Here is a 16,250-nt window from a genome sequence, read left to right as displayed (position 1 = left end):
GGGGTACGGCCTTTTAGGGTTGTTTGACGGCGGCAATGTTTTCGGGCGAATTGATAAACGCCCACATCTGCTCTTCGGTTCTGAAAACGCCGTTACGGACAATATAATGCAGCGGATGCTTAATCAGCGCATCCGCTTTGCGGACAAATACACGCATATTGCTGCTGTTTGCTGCCATTTCCAACACTTTGGCGGCAAAAGCGGGGCGGTGCAGCTTGTCGTGCATCAGCGGATGGCGGGCAATGTATTCGTTCAGAGGCTTGCCGCTGCTGTGGAAATCCGTGTGCAGCGGGTCGAGGAATACAATAAAAAAAGGCATCTTGCCCAAATAATCGTCTGCATCGTTCATAAGCGTTTCGGACGGAATATTTATATCGACATAATATCACAGTTAACCGCGATTCTTGATTCCAATCAGGTCGTCTGAAACATCGCTTGCCTCCTTCCGAAAGATTCACTTAAAATCAGTCTTACATTCCAAAAAGAGATTTGCTTATGGGTTTCAAACTTACTCCGATTGATGTTGTTGATGACATCAGCCGCGAAGATTTTTATCAGAATTATCTCAAGCCGCGCCGTCCTGTCGTGATCAAAGGACTGACCCGCAACTGGCCTGCCCGCGACAAATGGTCGCTGGACTATATGAAAGAAACTGTCGGCGATATCGTCGTTCCCTTGTACGACAGCGCCAAAGCCGACCCTTCCGCGCCGATTAACGCCGCCAGTACGGAAATGCGCTTCAGCGACTATATCGATCTGATCAAACGCGAGCCGACGGATTTGCGGATTTTCTTATTTGACCCCATCAAACACGCTCCCGCCTTGCTGAACGATTACGTTTTCCCCAAAGAGCTGATGGGCGGATTCTTAGACCGATACCCTACCCTGTTTTTCGGCGGTACCGGTTCGGAAACCTTCCTGCACTACGACATCGATATGGCGCACATCTTCCATACGCATTTCGGCAAGAAACACATCATCTTGTTCGATTACAAATGGAAAGAGCGTCTGTTCCGCATTCCTTTTGCCACTTACGCGCTGGAAGACTACCACGTCGACAATCCCGATACCGAACGCTTCCCCGAGCTTGAGGGCGTCGAGGGCATCGAATGTTTCTTGGAATACGGCGACACCCTGTTCATGCCGACCGGCTGGTGGCATTGGATGAAATACCTTGACGGCTCATTCTCCATCTCCCTGCGCGCATGGGATGAAAGCTGGGCGGTTAAGGCACACAGCCTGTGGAACCTGACCGTACAGCGCAAGTTCGATGACTTCATGAAAGCCCGCTTCAAAGCACGCTACATGAATTGGAAAGAACAGCTTGCCTGCAAACGCGCCCGCCGCGCATGGGAACGCGGCATGCCTCGTTAAAACGAACATAAAGGTCGAGACCTTTGCAAAATTTCCCAAAATCCCCTAAATTCCCACCAAGACATTTAGGGGATTTTCCATGAGCACCTTCTTCCGGCAAACCGCACAAGCCATGATTGCCAAACACATCGACCGCTTCCCACTATTGAAGTTGGATCAGGTGATTGATTGGCAACCGATCGAACAATACCTGAACCGTCAAAGAACCCGTTACCTTAGAGACCACCGCGGCCGTCCCGCCTATCCCCTGTTGTCCATGTTCAAAGCCGTCCTGCCCGGACAATGGCACAGCCTCTCCGATCCCGAACTCGAACACAGCCTCATCACCCGCATCGACTTCAACCTGTTTTGCCGTTTTGACGAACTGAGCATCCCCGATTACAGCACCTTATGCCGCTACCGCAACCGGCTGGCGCAAGACGACACCCTGTCCGAATTGCTGGAACTGATTAACCGACAACTGGCCGAAAAAAACCTAAAATTAGAGAAGGCATCCGCCGCCGTCATTGACGCCACCATTATTCAGACCGCCGGCAGCAAACAGCGTCAGGCCATAGAAGTCGACGAGGAAGGACAAGTCAGCGGCCAAACCACACCGAGCAAAGACAGCGATGCCCGCCGGACAAAGAAAAACGGCCTCTACAAACTCGGTTACAAACAACATACCCGTACCGATGAGGAAGGCTATATCGAGAAACTGCACATCACTCCCGCCAATACCCATGAGTGCAACCATCTGTCCCCTTTGTTGGAAGGCATTGCCGAAGGTACGACCGTCTATGCCGACAAAGGCTACGACAGTAAGGAAAACCGGCAACATCAGAAAGAGCATCAGTTGTTAGACGGCATTATGCGCAAAGCCTGCCGCAACCGTCCGCTGACGGAAGCACAAACTAAACGCAACCGATATTTGTCGAAGACCCGTTATGTGGTCGAACAAAGCTTCGGTACGTTGCACCGTAAATTCTGCTACGCCCGGGCAGCCTATTTTGGTCTGCTCAAAGTGAGTGCGCAAAGCCATCTGAAGGCGATGTGTTTGAACCTGTTGAAAGCGGCTAACAGGCTAAGTGTGCCTGTTGCCGCCTAAAAGGCGGCCGGATGCCTGATTATGGGGTATCCGGGGAGGATTAAGGGGTATTTGGGTAAAATTAGGAGGTATTTGGGGAGGGAAATAGCCGAAAACCTGTGTTTGGGTTTCGGCTGTCGGGGAAAGGCTTTTTTGCAAAGGTCTCAGGTCGTCTGAAAACGGTATTTCAGACGACCTTTCTATCGAAATCTTTTCTTCTATCAATACTCAGGCATCATCTCACCTTCACCACCCATACTGTTTGCCGCATTAACCCGTTCCTGCGCGGCTTTCACTTGATTCTCCAAACCTTTAATCCGTTCTTGATAGCGGGCGTAGTTTCGCTCGTTGCCATAACGGACCTGTTTGCCCTCTTCCAGATTTTTCTGTGCCTGAGCCAATTCGTTTTGCGCCGAAGATGAACCGGGTATTACGCCGGCTGGTGGAGGCGGCATTTGTTCGGAAGGAACGTTTCCTGAAGCAGCGTTTGCTGATGCCGAGTGTGCGGACGGTGCGGCGGAGGTATAAACCGAAGGTCTGCCGATATTGCCCGGTTTGCAGTTTTTGCCGCCGGTCTGCGTATAGGTTTTACGCCCTGATTTGTCGATACATTCAAATACGGGGGATGCCGTCGTAGCGGCGGAAAATGCGAGCAGTAATGTGCTTAAAATCAATTTATTCATTCTTATACCTTTCATCAAATTCATCAAAACCATATCCACCATACCACCAAAGCAATAATCATCACCAAATTGGCAATAATAATCGGCTTCCATTGCCGAGGTGCGTGGCGCAATTCTGCGCCTGAACGTGTGCGGCGGATGTAGAAAAACGGACTGAGCAGCATGGATGCGGCACACAACAGAATAATCACGGCGTAATAGATTTTTTCAGTTTCCATTTCCTCCGCCCCCGTTTCAGACGACCTATACAAAATATGCTACAATCGCCGGCGATTATAACACCCTGTTTATCTATATTTATAAAGGTTTTACCAATAATGATTTCTACCAACGGCATTACCATGCAGTTCGGCGCGAAGCCGCTGTTTGAAAACGTATCCGTCAAGTTCGGCGAAGGCAACCGCTACGGCTTGATCGGCGCGAACGGTTCGGGCAAATCCACCTTCATGAAAATCCTCGGCGGCGATTTGGAACAGACTGCGGGCGAAGTGGCGATTGAAAACGGCGTGCGCTTGGGTAAGCTGCGCCAAGACCAGTTTGCCTACGAAGATATGCGCGTGCTGGACGTGGTGATGATGGGGCACACCGAAATGTGGGCGGCGATGACCGAACGCGACGCGATTTACGCCAACCCCGAAGCCACCGAAGACGACTACATGAAAGCCGCCGAACTGGAAGCCAAGTTCGCCGAATACGACGGCTACACCGCCGAAGCGCGCGCCGCCGAACTGTTGAGCGGCGTGGGCATTTCCGAAGATTTGCACAATGCGACCATGGCCGAAGTCGCCCCGGGCTTCAAGCTGCGCGTATTGCTGGCGCAAGCCCTGTTCTCCAAACCTGATGTTCTCTTGCTTGACGAACCGACCAATAACTTGGACATCAATACCATCCGCTGGCTGGAGGGTGTGTTGAACCAATACGACTCCACCATGATCATCATCTCGCACGACCGTCACTTCTTGAACGAAGTCTGCACCCACATGGCGGATTTAGACTACAACACCATCACCATCTATCCGGGCAACTACGACGACTACATGCTCGCCTCCGCCCAATCGCGCGAACGCGCCCTGAAAGACAACGCCAAGGCAAAAGAGAAACTGCAAGAGCTGCAAGAGTTCGTTGCCCGCTTCTCCGCCAACAAATCCAAAGCCCGTCAGGCAACCAGTCGTCTGAAACAGGCAGACAAAATCAAAGCCGAGATGGTCGAAGTCAAGCCTTCCACCCGTCAAAACCCGTATATCCGCTTTGAAGCCGATGAAAAAGCCAAGCTGCACCGTCAGGCGGTTGAAGTCGAAAATCTGGCCAAACGCTTTGAAACCCAGTTGTTCAAAAACCTGAGCTTCATCCTCGAAGCCGGCCAGCGCCTCGCCATCATCGGCCCCAACGGCGCGGGTAAATCCACCCTGCTGAAACTTCTCGCCGGCGTGTTTAATCCCGAATACGCTGAAGGCATCGCCCCCGATGCAGGCACCATCAAATGGGCGGAAAAAGCCAACGTTGGCTATTACCCTCAAGAGCATGAAAACGACTTCGATGTCGATATGAACCTGAGCGAATGGATGCGCCAATGGGGGCAGGAAGGCGACGACGAACAGGTCATCCGCGGTACTTTGGGGCGTTTGCTCTTCGGCAGCAACGATGTGGTGAAAAAAGTGCAGGTCCTCTCCGGCGGTGAAAAAGGCCGTATGCTCTACGGCAAACTCCTGTTGCTGAAACCCAATGTGCTGATTATGGACGAACCGACCAACCACATGGACATGGAAAGCATCGAATCGCTGAACATGGCGCTGGAGAAATACAACGGCACGCTGATTTTCGTATCGCACGACCGCCAATTCGTCTCCTCGCTCGCCACCCAGATCATCGAGCTGGACGGCAAAGGCGGCTACGAACACTATCTGGGCGATTACGAAAGTTATCTGGAGAAAAAAGGCTTGGCTTAATTACGCCGTTTTAATCAATGTCTGAAACACCAACGTCGTCTGAAAGACTGTATCTTTCAGACGACGTTTATTTTTTAAAATCCGTTTATAAAATGTTTAAACAAGTTGCATCTAATTCGGTTGCCTATGATGGAAATAAGCAGGCATATATCGTGTTACCAAACTTGCGCCGCCATTAATCTTATTGCCAGAAACTAATCCAAGATTCTGGAGTTTCAGCCATTTCCAATATTTCTAAAATATCGGAGAAATCATAAGCAACAACAAAAGGTCGCCTGAAAACCCAAATCCAAGTTTTCAGACGACCTTTTCATATCAACCGATTATTTAAGCAGCAAAGCGTTTGGCAACTTCGTCCCAGTTGACGATTTCCCAGAAACCTTTCAGGTAGTTGGGGCGGCTGTTGCGGTAGTCGATGTAGTAGGCGTGTTCCCATACGTCGCAGGTCAGCAGCGGAGTGTTTTCAGTGGTCAGCGGAGTTGCCGCGTTGGAAGTGGAAACCAAATCCAATTCGCCGGCAGGGGTTTTCACCAGCCATGCCCAACCTGAACCGAAAGTGCCTGCCGCGCAAGCATTGAAAGCTTCTTGGAATTTCTCGAAGCTGCCCCATTTGGCGTCGATGGCGGCGGCCAGCTCGCCGGAAGGTTTGCCTTGACCTTTGGGCGTAAAACCCAGCCAGTAGAAGGTGTGGTTCCAAGTTTGGGCTGCGTTGTTGAACACGCCGCCTGAAGATTTTTTCACAATCTCTTCTAAAGGCAGGTTTTCAAATTCGGTACCTTTGATTTGATTGTTCAGATTGGTGATGTAGGTTTGATGGTGCTTGCCGTAGTGGTACTCCAAAGTCTCTTTGCTCAGATGCGGGGACAATGCGTCCAGTTCATAAGGCAGTTGTGGCAGCTTATGTTCCATTTTAGTGCTCCTAAATTATTTGTTTTTGGTAGTGTCCGCTGCTCGGTATAAACCGGACAGCTTCGTTATTTTACCTGCTTTAAATCAGAGAAACCAGTTAAACTTGCGCTGCGCTATAATAACGGTTTCCAATTTCCATTCACTTAGGATTGCCGCCATGAACGATTATCCCGATACGTCGTCTGAAGACCGCGAAGTCAGCGCGTTGTCGCTGCCGCCGCATTCTATGGAGGCGGAGCAATCCGTTTTGGGCGGTCTTTTGCTCGAGAATTCGGCTTGGGACAGAATCGCCGATGTGGTTACCGGTGAAGACTTCTACCGACACGAACACCGCCTGATTTTCCGCGCCATCGCCAATCTGATTAACGAAAGCCGTCCTGCCGACGTGATTACCGTTCAGGAAAGTTTGGAGCGTAACGAAGAATTGGAGGCGGCGGGCGGATTCAATTACCTGATTACTTTGGCGCAAAACACGCCGTCCGCTGCGAATATCCGCCGCTATGCCGAAATCGTGCGCGAGCGTTCCATCATGCGCCAACTTGCCGAAGTCGGTACCGAAATCGCCCGTAGCGCCTACAATCCGCAAGGCAGGGATGCGGGGCAGCTTTTGGATGAAGCGGAAAACAAGGTGTTCCAAATTGCGGAAAGTACGGCTAAATCCAAACAGGGCTTTCTCGAAATGCCTGCGCTTTTGAAGGAAGTAGTCGAGCGCATCGACATGCTTTATTCCCGCGATAATCCTGATGAAGTGACCGGCGTGTCGACAGGGTTTATCGACTTGGATAAAAAAACCTCAGGTCTCCAGCCCGGCGATTTGATTATCGTAGCGGGTCGTCCGTCTATGGGTAAAACTGCTTTTTCGATCAATATTGCGGAACACGTTGCCGTAGAGGGCAAGCTGCCTGTCGCCGTATTCTCTATGGAGATGGGCGGCGCGCAACTGGTGATGCGTATGCTGGGTTCGGTGGGCAGGCTTGACCAAAATGTTTTAAAAACAGGTAGATTGGAAGATGAACACTGGGGTCGTCTGAATGAAGCTGTGGTCAAGCTTTCCGATGCGCCTATGTATATTGACGAAACACCGGGCTTGACTGCGCTCGAACTGCGCGCCCGCGCCCGCCGCCTTGCACGCCAGTTCAACGGAAAATTGGGCTTGATCGTGATTGACTACCTGCAATTGATGGCAGGCTCAGGCCGTTCGGACAACCGCGCCTCAGAACTCGGTGAAATTTCGCGCTCCCTCAAAGCCTTGGCTAAGGAGTTGCAAGTTCCTGTTATTGCTTTGTCGCAGTTGAGCCGTACCGTAGAGCAGCGTACCGACAAGCGCCCGATGATGTCCGACTTGCGGGAATCCGGTGCCATCGAGCAGGACGCCGACTTGATTATGTTTATGTACCGAGACGAATACTATAACCAAGAATCCCCCATGAAAGGCATCGCAGAATGTATTATCGGCAAACACCGTAACGGTCCCGTCGGGAAAGTATTCCTTACTTGGATGGGGCAATTTACCAAATTCGATAATGCAGCCTACATACCCGAATCCGCATTGATGGAAGATTGAGACAAATCAGCCTGAAAACCAAGCAAATTTCATATTTTATTAGGCAATCCATCCCAATATCGTTTAAAATGAACCAAACCGCATAATTCCGGCGATAAAAATATTCTAAGCCGGATGATAAAACACATTACTTAACTCCAGACGTTTTTACCACTCATGTACGCACAACAAAAAGGTTTTACCTTAATCGAATTGTTGGTCGTGATCGCTATTACCGCCATCATGGCCACTATCGCCCTTCCCAATATGAGCGAATGGATTGCCTCCCGCCGCGCTGCCAGTCAGGCAGAGCAGGTGGCAAACCTCTTGCGCTTTGCAAGAGCCGAAGCAGTCCGCCTCAATCTCCCTGTCTATGTCTGTCCCGTAAAAGTTAGAAAACACGGCTTGGCTGACGGCACATGCGATAGCAGCCAAAAAAGCAGCGGCTTGCTCGCCTATGCCGATACAAATCGGGACGTAGCCTATAAAAATGACACAAGTGATATTTCTTTGCGCTCCATAGTCCTCAACGGTACCGACCCTGCCAAAGTTTCCCATACATTCCAACACGTCGCATTTGGAAAAGATAATGCTGATGACGGTGAGGCCGTATTCTGGTCATTTATGCCCAACGGTACATTCGGATACACCGCCTCTAAAACACTGGATAAATCAACAACTTTCAAATACGCCGACGGCTACATCAAAATCAGCATGACCGATTCCGCCGCAACGACCGAAGAAACCAAAAAATCCCGCGCCAGTATCGTCCTTATCGACAGCAGCGGTCGCGTCGAAATCTGCGCCAAATCAGATTCGCGACCCCTTTGCCAATATTCAGAATCTCAAAGTCCCGAACCCAAAAAATAAAAATACCATCCTATGAAATACATAACATTACATACAAAAGGTCGTCTGAAAATGAGCAAAGCGAGTTTCGCCAAAACCCGTTATTCAGATTTTTCCAAACCTAACCAAGCAGGTATGACTTTAATTGAAGTCTTGGTCGCCATGTTCGTCCTCGCAATCGGCGTACTCGCCCTACTCGCCATCCAGTTGCGTACCGTTTCCAGCGTACGCGAAGCGGAAGGGCAAACCATCGTATCCCAGCTTACCCAAAATTTAGTCGAAGGGATGTTGATTAACCCGAGACTTGTGGAATGTCCAACCCCTAAACCGGGAGCAACTAATAGCAGGAATGGTAGAGGGTGGTGTAAGAATTATAGCGATTACTACACCACATACGGTGATTCCTCTACTGAGCCCTTGAAAAAAGGTCCGTTGAAAGAGAGCATGAAAAAAGAAGAGTTGGCTAAAGCGCAGCTTGGTCAATTTCATGATGCTTTAGACAAAGCTTTTCGCGATTCCGATATTTCAGAGTTTTATTATGTAGTATGCCGAGATAGTAAAAATAAAGAGCCTACCTTTGAAGGTGGGGGGTTTAAGCCAAATTGCGATAACGATGAAGCTGCGGACACCGTTATCAAAGTATTATGGCTTAAAGATGCAGAAAGTGACAAAGCAGCAAGCAGCATTAAAAAAACCGAAGACTCGATTGTTTACACCTACCAAGTACGCGTAAGGGAAAGATAATGAATAATAAAAACTGCCCACACATTCCGGTAAAAACAGGTATGCAAGGCTTCAGTTTGATCGAATTCCTTGTGGCAAGCGCATTGAGCATGATAGTCCTGCTGGCCGTCAGCTCAGGCTATTTTACCGCCCGAAGCCTAAACACCGCTGCAACCTCCCGTCTAAACGTCCAACAGGATTTGCGTAACGCATCTAATCAGATCGTACGTGATGCCCGCATGGCTGGAAACTTCGGTTGTTTCAATATGTCGGCCTATGATGCCCAAGCCGTTATCGCTGACTCAGGCTCCAAAGACTTTCTCAAGCTTAAAGGTAGCGGAAACATGCTTCCTGCCGTCAGAGAAACAGATTCTTTAGGTGTGACTGACTTCGAACAGAGCGGTAAGGCGCTGATTTTCCAATACGGCATAGATACCGCATCACCAAACGAGGCAACAGTAGTAGCCAGCAGCTGCACAAACATTACCAAACCAGGCAAGCAAATTACTGATAGTAAAGCAGCTTTAAAGACAGATGGTTCCCAAGCGGGCAATATTTCCATCATGAAACATGAGGTAAATGCTTACGCTGTTGGCACGGTAGGTAGGCAAGAAGGTCTTTACCGCTTCCAACTGACAGATGATGGTGAATGGAGTAATCCGCAGCTATTGATCAAAGGAATTAAGGGCATGAAAATCCGTTATTTTTATGTAGAAAAGTGCCCTCAGACAGATGTAGAAAGCAAAGCGGCATCGGCTCCTACCGGAAATACGCAAAATCAAGGACAAACTCTAGGAGAGGATGAAACATTTACATATAGCGATGAACTTCCTCCAAAAAATCCAGATCTTGCTAAAGAAACACCTGCATCTATTGAGTTACTGCTGAACAGTAATGACAAAAGAGAACTTGGTAGTATTAACGCAGGTGGAAGTAATGATAATGAAGTAAAAATTTATCGAATCAACGCGACTGTACGCGGAGGAAACAAATGCGCAGACCGATTACTTTAAACCATCCTGCTAAAGCCTCTGCACAAAAGGGCTTCGCATTATTCATCGTCCTGATGATCATGATCGTCATCGCCTTGCTCGTCGTTACTGCGACCCAGTCCTATAATACCGAGCAGCGTATCAGTACAAATGACGCCGACCATAAATTTGCTACCACACTTGCGGAAGCAGCATTGCGTGAGGGTGAGAACCACATTTATGAAATCGAAGACGGTAAAAAACCATTTACTGATGATTGTACTGATGGTTTATGCAAAGCGGCACACGTTGATGCAGGTTCATATTCCACTTCCTCAGGCACGATTATTGTGAATGGCACTTCAAAAGTTGAGGCGTGGGTGCGTGAATGCGGTAAGAAAAAATGTATCGATGAAAACGGTGAAGAATATCCCAGAAAAAACAGTGGTGCTAAGGCAAATCCTCGTTTCATTATCGAATACCTAAGCACCAACTCCACCGACAACCGTACCATTTACCGCGTTACCGCCAAAGCATGGGGAAAAAACGAAAATACGGTGGTTATACTACAATCTTATGTGGCCAACGAATAAAATAAATAGATAAAATCATGAATACGTCTATCACTAAATCTCAAGGGTTTACGCTGGTTGAGATGCTGATTGTTGTTGCCATTATTGGCATCCTCAGTACCATCGCTTACCCTTCCTATATCCGATACATCGAACGTGGCTACCAATCCCAAGCACATACGGAACTGCTTGCTATTAACAATGCCTTAAAAACCGAATTAGTCAAAAATCCTACCCTTAAAATAAAAGATGAAATTGAGGGAGATACGGGATTGGTTAAGACCTACAAAGCTGCGCCCGAGGTCGCTGCCAAATACGACTTCAGCGGTGAAATGAAAAATAAGGACGCTAAAAACAGCAGGGCTTATTATCTTTTTGCCACTCCGAAAACCGGTACTGATTACAAACTTTCCGTTTGGATAGATAGTTTGGGCAATGCCTATAAATGTACTGATGCAGAATCGGCTAAAACCAAGTTAACAAGCAAAAACGGCAGCAATACAGGCTGTGAACAGGTAGGTTATAAAAAATAGAGGAGTAAATCGGCTCTTTTATTTACTTTTTAAACCTCAAGATCTATTTCGTTAAAATCTAGTTTTGTCGAATAATATCGGCTATCCATATTCCAAAATATAGCGATAAAGCAAACAAAGGTCGTCTGAAAACACATTTGGTTTTCAGACGACCTTTTTCTATGCCAACGTTCAAGCCAAGCTGACTTCCAAGTTGTCAATCAGACGCGTCGTTCCCAAGCGGGCGGCGGCGAGGACGACGAGGGCTTTGTCGCCGGTGCGTGCGACGGCGAGGCTCTCGGCATGGCGGATTTCGACGTAATCAACCACCCAGCCGGCTTCGGTCAGGCGGCGGACGGTTTCTGTTTCCAGTCCGACATAATCGAGATTGCCGTTTTTGAGTTCGGCGGCGACGCGCTGCAATTCGCGGTACAGACGCGGGGCTTCGGCGCGCTCGGCTTCACTGAGGTATTGGTTGCGGCTGGAAAGCGCGAGTCCGTCGGGAGCGCGGCCGGTATCGACGGGAACGATGTCGATATTGAAATTCAGGTCTTCGACAAAGCCTTTGATAATCGCCAACTGCTGATAGTCTTTTTTGCCGAAGCAGGCGGTATCGGGTTGGACGATGTTGAACAGTTTGCTGACGACAGTAGCGACACCGCGGAAATGACCGGGGCGGAATTTGCCGCACAATTCGTTTTGGAGGTTGGGCGGTTCGACGTTGAAACGTTGCTCGACATTGGGATACAGCTCTTTTTCGTCGGGCGCGAACACGACAGCTACGCCTTCGTTGGCGAGTTTGTCGGCGTCTTGCTGCAAGGTGCGCGGGTATTTGTCGAAATCCTCGCCCTGTCCGAATTGTAGGCGGTTGACGAATATGCTGACGACGACGTTGTCGGCGCGTTTTTTGGCTTCGCGAACGAGGGCGAGATGGCCTTCGTGCAGATTGCCCATAGTCGGCACAAGGGCAACGCTGCCTGCGTTTTTGCGCCATTCGCGTAATTCTTTAATGGTATGAATGATTTGCATGGTGGAAAATGTCCTTTATCTTTTTCGGGATTGCGGCGCTCAGCCGCTGTATTTTGTCAGCCCGAAAATCACGCGCCGATTATACGCTGGGAACACGGACAAACAAAGGTCGTCTGAAATTCGGTTTTCACGATGAAAACCTTTTCAGACGACCTTTTTCAGTTGAGGGTATCAAGCAAACGAATGTTCCGCAGCGGGAAAGGTTTTGGCTTTGACTTCATGGACATAGGCTTCAACAGCGGCTTGGACGCTGTCTTTGCCCAGCATGAAGTTTTTGACGAATTTGGCGGTTTTACCCGGGAAAATGCCGAGCATATCATGCATGACCAAAACTTGTCCGTCGCAATCCACGCCCGCGCCGATGCCGATGGTCGGGCAAGAGACGGTTTCGGTTACTTTTTTCGCCAATTCCGCCGGTACACATTCCATCAATACGATGGCGGCACCTGCTTGGTCGTGTGCTTTCGCATCTGCCAACAAGGCTTCCGCCTTATCGCCCCGCCCCTGCACTTTATATCCGCCAAATGCAAACACGGACTGCGGGGTCAAGCCGATATGGGCGCAGACGGGAATGCCGCGCATTTGCAGAAATTCGGTGGTTTCCGCCATCCAAACGCCGCCTTCGAGTTTGACCATATGCGCGCCCGCCGCCATCAGTTCGGCAGCGGCGGCAAACGCCTGTTTTTTACTCTGCTGATACGCACCAAAAGGCAAGTCGCTGACAATCATCGCGTTTTCCGTACCGCGTGCGACGTTTTCGGTGTGGTAACACATATCGTGCAGGCTGACGGGCAGCGTGGATTTGCGTCCCTGCACGGTCATGCCCAAGGAATCGCCCACCAGCAAGACATCGACGCCGGCATTATCCATCAACGCGGCAAAGCTGGATTCATAGGCGGTCAGCATGGCGATTTTTTCGCCTTCTGCCTTCATCTTTTGCAGTGTGTTCACAGTAATCATTAGAATGTGTTCCGCCTTTTTCAGACGACCTTTTAGATTAAAACGGGCTATTATAGTGAAATGCCCGCCGCCCTGCCACCCGAACGGCAAACGCAAAACAGCCCGACTGCTTTCACAATCGGGCTGTTTGATTGGTGCCGGCACCAAGAGTCGAACTCGGGACCCCCTGATTACAAGTCAGGTGCTCTACCAACTGAGCTATACCGGCTTACTGAAATACCTTGCGGCACTTCAGCGATAAACTGGTGCCGGCACCAAGAGTCGAACTCGGGACCCCCTGATTACAAGTCAGGTGCTCTACCAACTGAGCTATACCGGCAAAGAAGACGAATTATCCCGTTAACTGCCCCGCTTGGCAAGAGCCTGTCGCCCACAAAGTAAATTTTTATAAAAAATATTTGATTTAAAAAGAAATTTATTTCAGGCGTAATGATTACCCCATATATGAACCAAGCCGCTCAGGCATATAGCCGCAAGGTCGTCTGAAAAACAACCGCACAAAAAGCATTTCAGACGACACTCTGATAAAATACTCCCCTTTCCCCTCCATCCGTCCACATCATGCCACGACACCCCTACCGCCGCCTGCGCCCCGCCAAGTCCGACCTGCCCGAAGTCGGCATTTCCGAAGAAGGCAACATCCGCTCGCTGCATTTAGGCAGCGACACCATCCAAAGCTCGATGAACCTCGACCATCCCGCCGAACTGGTTTTGTCGTACAGCCGCGCGATGATGGGCTGGCTTCTGTTTGCGGAAGAAACGCCGAAACACATCACCCAAATCGGTTTGGGCGGCGGCTCGTTCGCGCGCTGGATAGACAGCTACCTGCCCGACACCAAACAAACCGCCGTGGAGATCAACCCGCAGGTCATCGCCGTCGCCCGCAGCCTGTTCGAGCTGCCGTTTGAAGGGGAAAACTTCGAAATCGTCGAAGCGGACGGCGCGGAATACATCAAAGTGTTCCGCCACAATACCGACGTGATTTTGGTGGACGGCTTCGACGGCGAACAAATCATCGACGCGCTGGTTGAAGAACCCTTCTTCCAAGACTGCCGCCATGCCCTCTCGCCCGACGGCGTGTTCGTCACCAACTGGTGGAGCGGCGATAAACGCTACCAACGATTCATCGAACGACTGCTCAACGTCTTCGAAGGCCGCGTGTTGGAACTGCCCGCCGAAAGCCACGGCAATATGGCGGTGATGGCGTTCCAAAGCAGTCCGAAAGAGCAAAACCTCGATAAACTGAAAAAACGCGCGGAAAAGCTAAGCGGACAATACGGTTTGGATTTCAAACGGATGTTGAACGATTTGAAAGCCAGCAACCCGAACAACGGCAAACATTTTTATCTGTGAGATGAACAGGTCGTCTGAAAACCTAAAGCCGCCGATACATAAAATTTCAGACGACCGCCATTTATCCGCTCTTCCTTATCCGTTCATTTCATATCTGAATTGGGCTATAATACCGCCCGACACACACCATTCCGCAAAACATCCTCCCCATGCAACTCACCGCCGTCGGACTCAATCATCAAACTGCGCCCCTGAGCATACGCGAGAAATTAGCATTCGCCGCCGAGCATCTCCCCGATGCCGTTCGCGCTTTGGCACACAGTCCGACCGCTGACGAAGCCGTCATTCTGTCTACCTGCAACCGTACCGAACTCTACTGCGTCGGCGATACCGAGCGGATTATTGAATGGCTCGCCGAATATCATAATCTTCCTATCGAAGAAATCCGTCCCTACCTCTACACTTTAGACAACAACGAAACCATCCGACACGCCTTCCGCGTAGCCTGCGGGCTGGATTCCATGGTGTTGGGGGAACCGCAAATCCTCGGACAAATCAAAGATGCAGTCCGTGTTGCCCAAGAGCAGGAAAGCATCAATTCACACCTCAATGCGCTGTTCCAAAAAACCTTCTCAGTAGCCAAAGAAATCCGTACCGATACCGCCGTCGGTGAAAATTCCGTATCTATGGCATCCGCCTCGGTCAAAATGGCGGAACAAATTTTCCCTGATATTGCCGATTTGAATGTTTTATTTATCGGCGCAGGCGAAATGATTGAACTGGTGGCCACCTACTTTGCCGCGAAAAACCCCAAACTGATTACCGTTGCCAACCGCACCCTGCCCCGTGCACAAGAATTGTGCGATAAACTCGGCATTACTGCCGAACCTCGCCTGCTGACCGACCTGCCTGAAATTTTGCACGAATACGATGTCGTCGTTTCTTCAACTGCCAGCCAGCTTCCGTTGGTCGGCAAAGGCATGGTTGAACGCGCTTTGAAACAACGCCATAACATGCCCGTTTTCCTATTGGATTTGGCCGTCCCCAGAGACATCGAAGCAGAAGTGAGCGAACTTGGAGATGCCTATCTCTATACCGTCGACGATATGATGAACATCGTCCAAAGCGGTAAAGAATCACGGCAAAAAGCCGCCGCAGCCGCCGAAGCCATGGTTGAAGAAAAAGTCAGTGAATTTATCCGACAACAAAAAAGCCGCCAAAGCGTCCCGCTTATCCGCGCACTTCGCGACGAGGGCGAGCGCGCCCGCAGACAAGTGCTGGAAAATGCAATGAAACAACTGGCAAAAGGCACATCCCCCGAAGAAGTCCTCGAACGCCTCTCCATCCAACTGACCAACAAACTGCTCCATTCCCCTACCCGCACCCTCAATAAAGCAGGCTCAACCGACAGTGATCTTGTAGAAGCCGTTGCCCAAATTTATCATTTAGACAAAAATGATTGAAGCTATAAAATATAAGGGTCGTCTGAAATCTCAAATAGCGTTTCAGACGACCTAGTATTTTCAAAAATAGCCAAGACCTTTGCGAAATAACCCTTTTTACCCAACAGTTAAAATTCCAACACATATTTTCGGCTGTTTCCGTTCTCCGAGCAGGACGGCTTTGAATGTGGCCAAAAACGGATAGGCGGGATGGCCGCGGTGGTTTTAAGGTAACGGATTCCTTGATAATTCAGGAATTGTTAGATCGGTTGCCAATCAATCACCTGATCCAACTTCGACAGTGGGGGAACAGTCGATATGTTTGGCTATCATGGCTTGTGCGGTTTGCCGGAAGAAGATGCTCATAGAAAATCCCCT

General features: G+C 49.7%; 17 protein-coding genes, 2 tRNA genes and 1 pseudogene. 11 read left to right on the top strand and 9 right to left on the bottom strand.

Features of this window, described 5'->3' with window-relative positions; genetic code table 11:
- Window positions 1-13: 13 nt before the first annotated feature.
- Window positions 14-349 carry a hypothetical protein gene (locus RSJ68_04865; GenBank protein WNU98054.1) on the bottom strand — a complete coding sequence of 112 codons (336 nt, stop codon included), beginning with the start codon at window positions 347-349 and terminating at the stop codon, window positions 14-16.
- Between the two features lie 146 nt (window positions 350-495).
- Here RSJ68_04865 and RSJ68_04860 point away from each other — a divergent pair, with 146 nt between their 5' ends.
- Together RSJ68_04860 and RSJ68_04855 are read left to right on the top strand one after the other, a co-directional pair.
- Complete coding sequence (locus RSJ68_04860) at window positions 496-1,374, top strand: cupin-like domain-containing protein (GenBank protein ID WNU98053.1); 879 nt, start codon at window positions 496-498, stop codon at window positions 1,372-1,374.
- A gap of 79 nt (window positions 1,375-1,453) precedes the next feature.
- Window positions 1,454-2,461, top strand: coding sequence for an IS5 family transposase (locus RSJ68_04855; GenBank protein ID WNU98052.1), 1,008 nt, complete (start codon window positions 1,454-1,456; stop codon window positions 2,459-2,461).
- 200 nt (window positions 2,462-2,661) lie between these two features.
- Here the strand turns inward: RSJ68_04855 and RSJ68_04850 are convergent, their stop codons facing one another.
- Window positions 2,662-3,123: a DUF4124 domain-containing protein gene (locus RSJ68_04850; GenBank protein WNU98051.1), complete on the bottom strand. Its 462-nt coding sequence runs from the start codon at window positions 3,121-3,123 to the stop codon at window positions 2,662-2,664.
- 23 nt (window positions 3,124-3,146) lie between these two features.
- Complete coding sequence (locus RSJ68_04845) at window positions 3,147-3,341, bottom strand: hypothetical protein (protein ID WNU98050.1); 195 nt, start codon at window positions 3,339-3,341, stop codon at window positions 3,147-3,149.
- Between the two features lie 99 nt (window positions 3,342-3,440).
- On the opposite strand from RSJ68_04845, the gene RSJ68_04840 reads away from it, so the two are divergent.
- Window positions 3,441-5,069 (top strand): ABC-F family ATPase, encoded by a 1,629-nt coding sequence (locus tag RSJ68_04840; GenBank protein WNU98049.1) that lies wholly within the window; start codon window positions 3,441-3,443, stop codon window positions 5,067-5,069.
- Between the two features lie 327 nt (window positions 5,070-5,396).
- On the opposite strand, the gene RSJ68_04835 is transcribed toward RSJ68_04840, so the two are convergent.
- Window positions 5,397-5,978 carry a superoxide dismutase gene (locus RSJ68_04835; protein WNU98048.1) on the bottom strand — a complete coding sequence of 194 codons (582 nt, stop codon included), beginning with the start codon at window positions 5,976-5,978 and terminating at the stop codon, window positions 5,397-5,399.
- A gap of 157 nt (window positions 5,979-6,135) precedes the next feature.
- On the opposite strand from RSJ68_04835, the gene dnaB reads away from it, so the two are divergent.
- The 6 genes from dnaB (at window position 6,136) to RSJ68_04805 (ending at window position 11,169) form a co-directional block, all read left to right on the top strand.
- Window positions 6,136-7,542: a replicative DNA helicase gene (gene dnaB, locus RSJ68_04830; GenBank protein ID WNU98047.1), complete on the top strand. Its 1,407-nt coding sequence runs from the start codon at window positions 6,136-6,138 to the stop codon at window positions 7,540-7,542.
- A gap of 156 nt (window positions 7,543-7,698) precedes the next feature.
- The gene (locus RSJ68_04825) at window positions 7,699-8,391 is read left to right on the top strand and encodes a Tfp pilus assembly protein FimT/FimU (protein ID WNU98046.1); all 693 of its coding nucleotides are present in this window, start codon (window positions 7,699-7,701) and stop codon (window positions 8,389-8,391) included.
- 12 nt (window positions 8,392-8,403) lie between these two features.
- Window positions 8,404-9,114, top strand: a complete 711-nt coding sequence (pilV, locus tag RSJ68_04820; GenBank protein WNU98045.1) for a type IV pilus modification protein PilV — start codon at window positions 8,404-8,406, stop codon at window positions 9,112-9,114.
- On the top strand, window positions 9,114-10,106 hold the full coding sequence (locus tag RSJ68_04815) for a prepilin-type N-terminal cleavage/methylation domain-containing protein (GenBank protein WNU98044.1): 993 nt from the start codon (window positions 9,114-9,116) through the stop codon (window positions 10,104-10,106). Before pilV ends, RSJ68_04815 begins: the two co-directional genes overlap by 1 nt.
- Window positions 10,085-10,657, top strand: coding sequence for a pilus assembly protein (locus tag RSJ68_04810; protein ID WNU98043.1), 573 nt, complete (start codon window positions 10,085-10,087; stop codon window positions 10,655-10,657). The genes RSJ68_04815 and RSJ68_04810 overlap by 22 nt, the downstream gene beginning before the upstream one ends.
- A 17-nt stretch (window positions 10,658-10,674) precedes the next feature.
- Window positions 10,675-11,169 (top strand): PilX family type IV pilin, encoded by a 495-nt coding sequence (locus RSJ68_04805; GenBank protein ID WNU98042.1) that lies wholly within the window; start codon window positions 10,675-10,677, stop codon window positions 11,167-11,169.
- A gap of 171 nt (window positions 11,170-11,340) precedes the next feature.
- On the opposite strand, the gene panC is transcribed toward RSJ68_04805, so the two are convergent.
- From panC to RSJ68_04785, 4 genes are all read right to left on the bottom strand, one after another.
- Window positions 11,341-12,177: a pantoate--beta-alanine ligase gene (gene panC, locus RSJ68_04800; GenBank protein WNU98041.1), complete on the bottom strand. Its 837-nt coding sequence runs from the start codon at window positions 12,175-12,177 to the stop codon at window positions 11,341-11,343.
- Window positions 12,178-12,348: 171 nt separating this feature from the next.
- Entirely contained in the window at window positions 12,349-13,137 is a 789-nt protein-coding gene (panB, locus tag RSJ68_04795; protein ID WNU98347.1) for a 3-methyl-2-oxobutanoate hydroxymethyltransferase, read from the bottom strand.
- 132 nt (window positions 13,138-13,269) lie between these two features.
- A tRNA-Thr gene (locus RSJ68_04790) sits at window positions 13,270-13,345 on the bottom strand.
- A 35-nt stretch (window positions 13,346-13,380) separates the two neighbouring features.
- Window positions 13,381-13,456 (bottom strand) — tRNA-Thr (locus RSJ68_04785).
- 242 nt (window positions 13,457-13,698) lie between these two features.
- Between RSJ68_04785 and RSJ68_04780 the strand changes: the two genes are divergently transcribed.
- Window positions 13,699-14,490 carry a polyamine aminopropyltransferase gene (locus RSJ68_04780; GenBank protein ID WNU98040.1) on the top strand — a complete coding sequence of 264 codons (792 nt, stop codon included), beginning with the start codon at window positions 13,699-13,701 and terminating at the stop codon, window positions 14,488-14,490.
- A gap of 149 nt (window positions 14,491-14,639) precedes the next feature.
- The gene (gene hemA / locus RSJ68_04775; protein WNU98039.1) at window positions 14,640-15,893 is read left to right on the top strand and encodes a glutamyl-tRNA reductase; all 1,254 of its coding nucleotides are present in this window, start codon (window positions 14,640-14,642) and stop codon (window positions 15,891-15,893) included.
- Window positions 15,894-16,034: 141 nt separating this feature from the next.
- On the opposite strand, the pseudogene RSJ68_04770 reads toward hemA, so the two are convergent.
- Window positions 16,035-16,238, bottom strand: a pseudogene (locus tag RSJ68_04770) (IS5/IS1182 family transposase).
- Window positions 16,239-16,250: the final 12 nt, after the last annotated feature.

This window comes from Neisseria sp. DTU_2020_1000833_1_SI_GRL_NUU_006 (assembly GCA_032388755.1).
Classification (GTDB): Bacteria; Pseudomonadota; Gammaproteobacteria; order Burkholderiales; family Neisseriaceae; genus Neisseria; species Neisseria sicca_C.
Note: the sequence above shows the minus strand (reverse complement) of the source record. Positions and strands in the feature narration are given on the sequence as shown.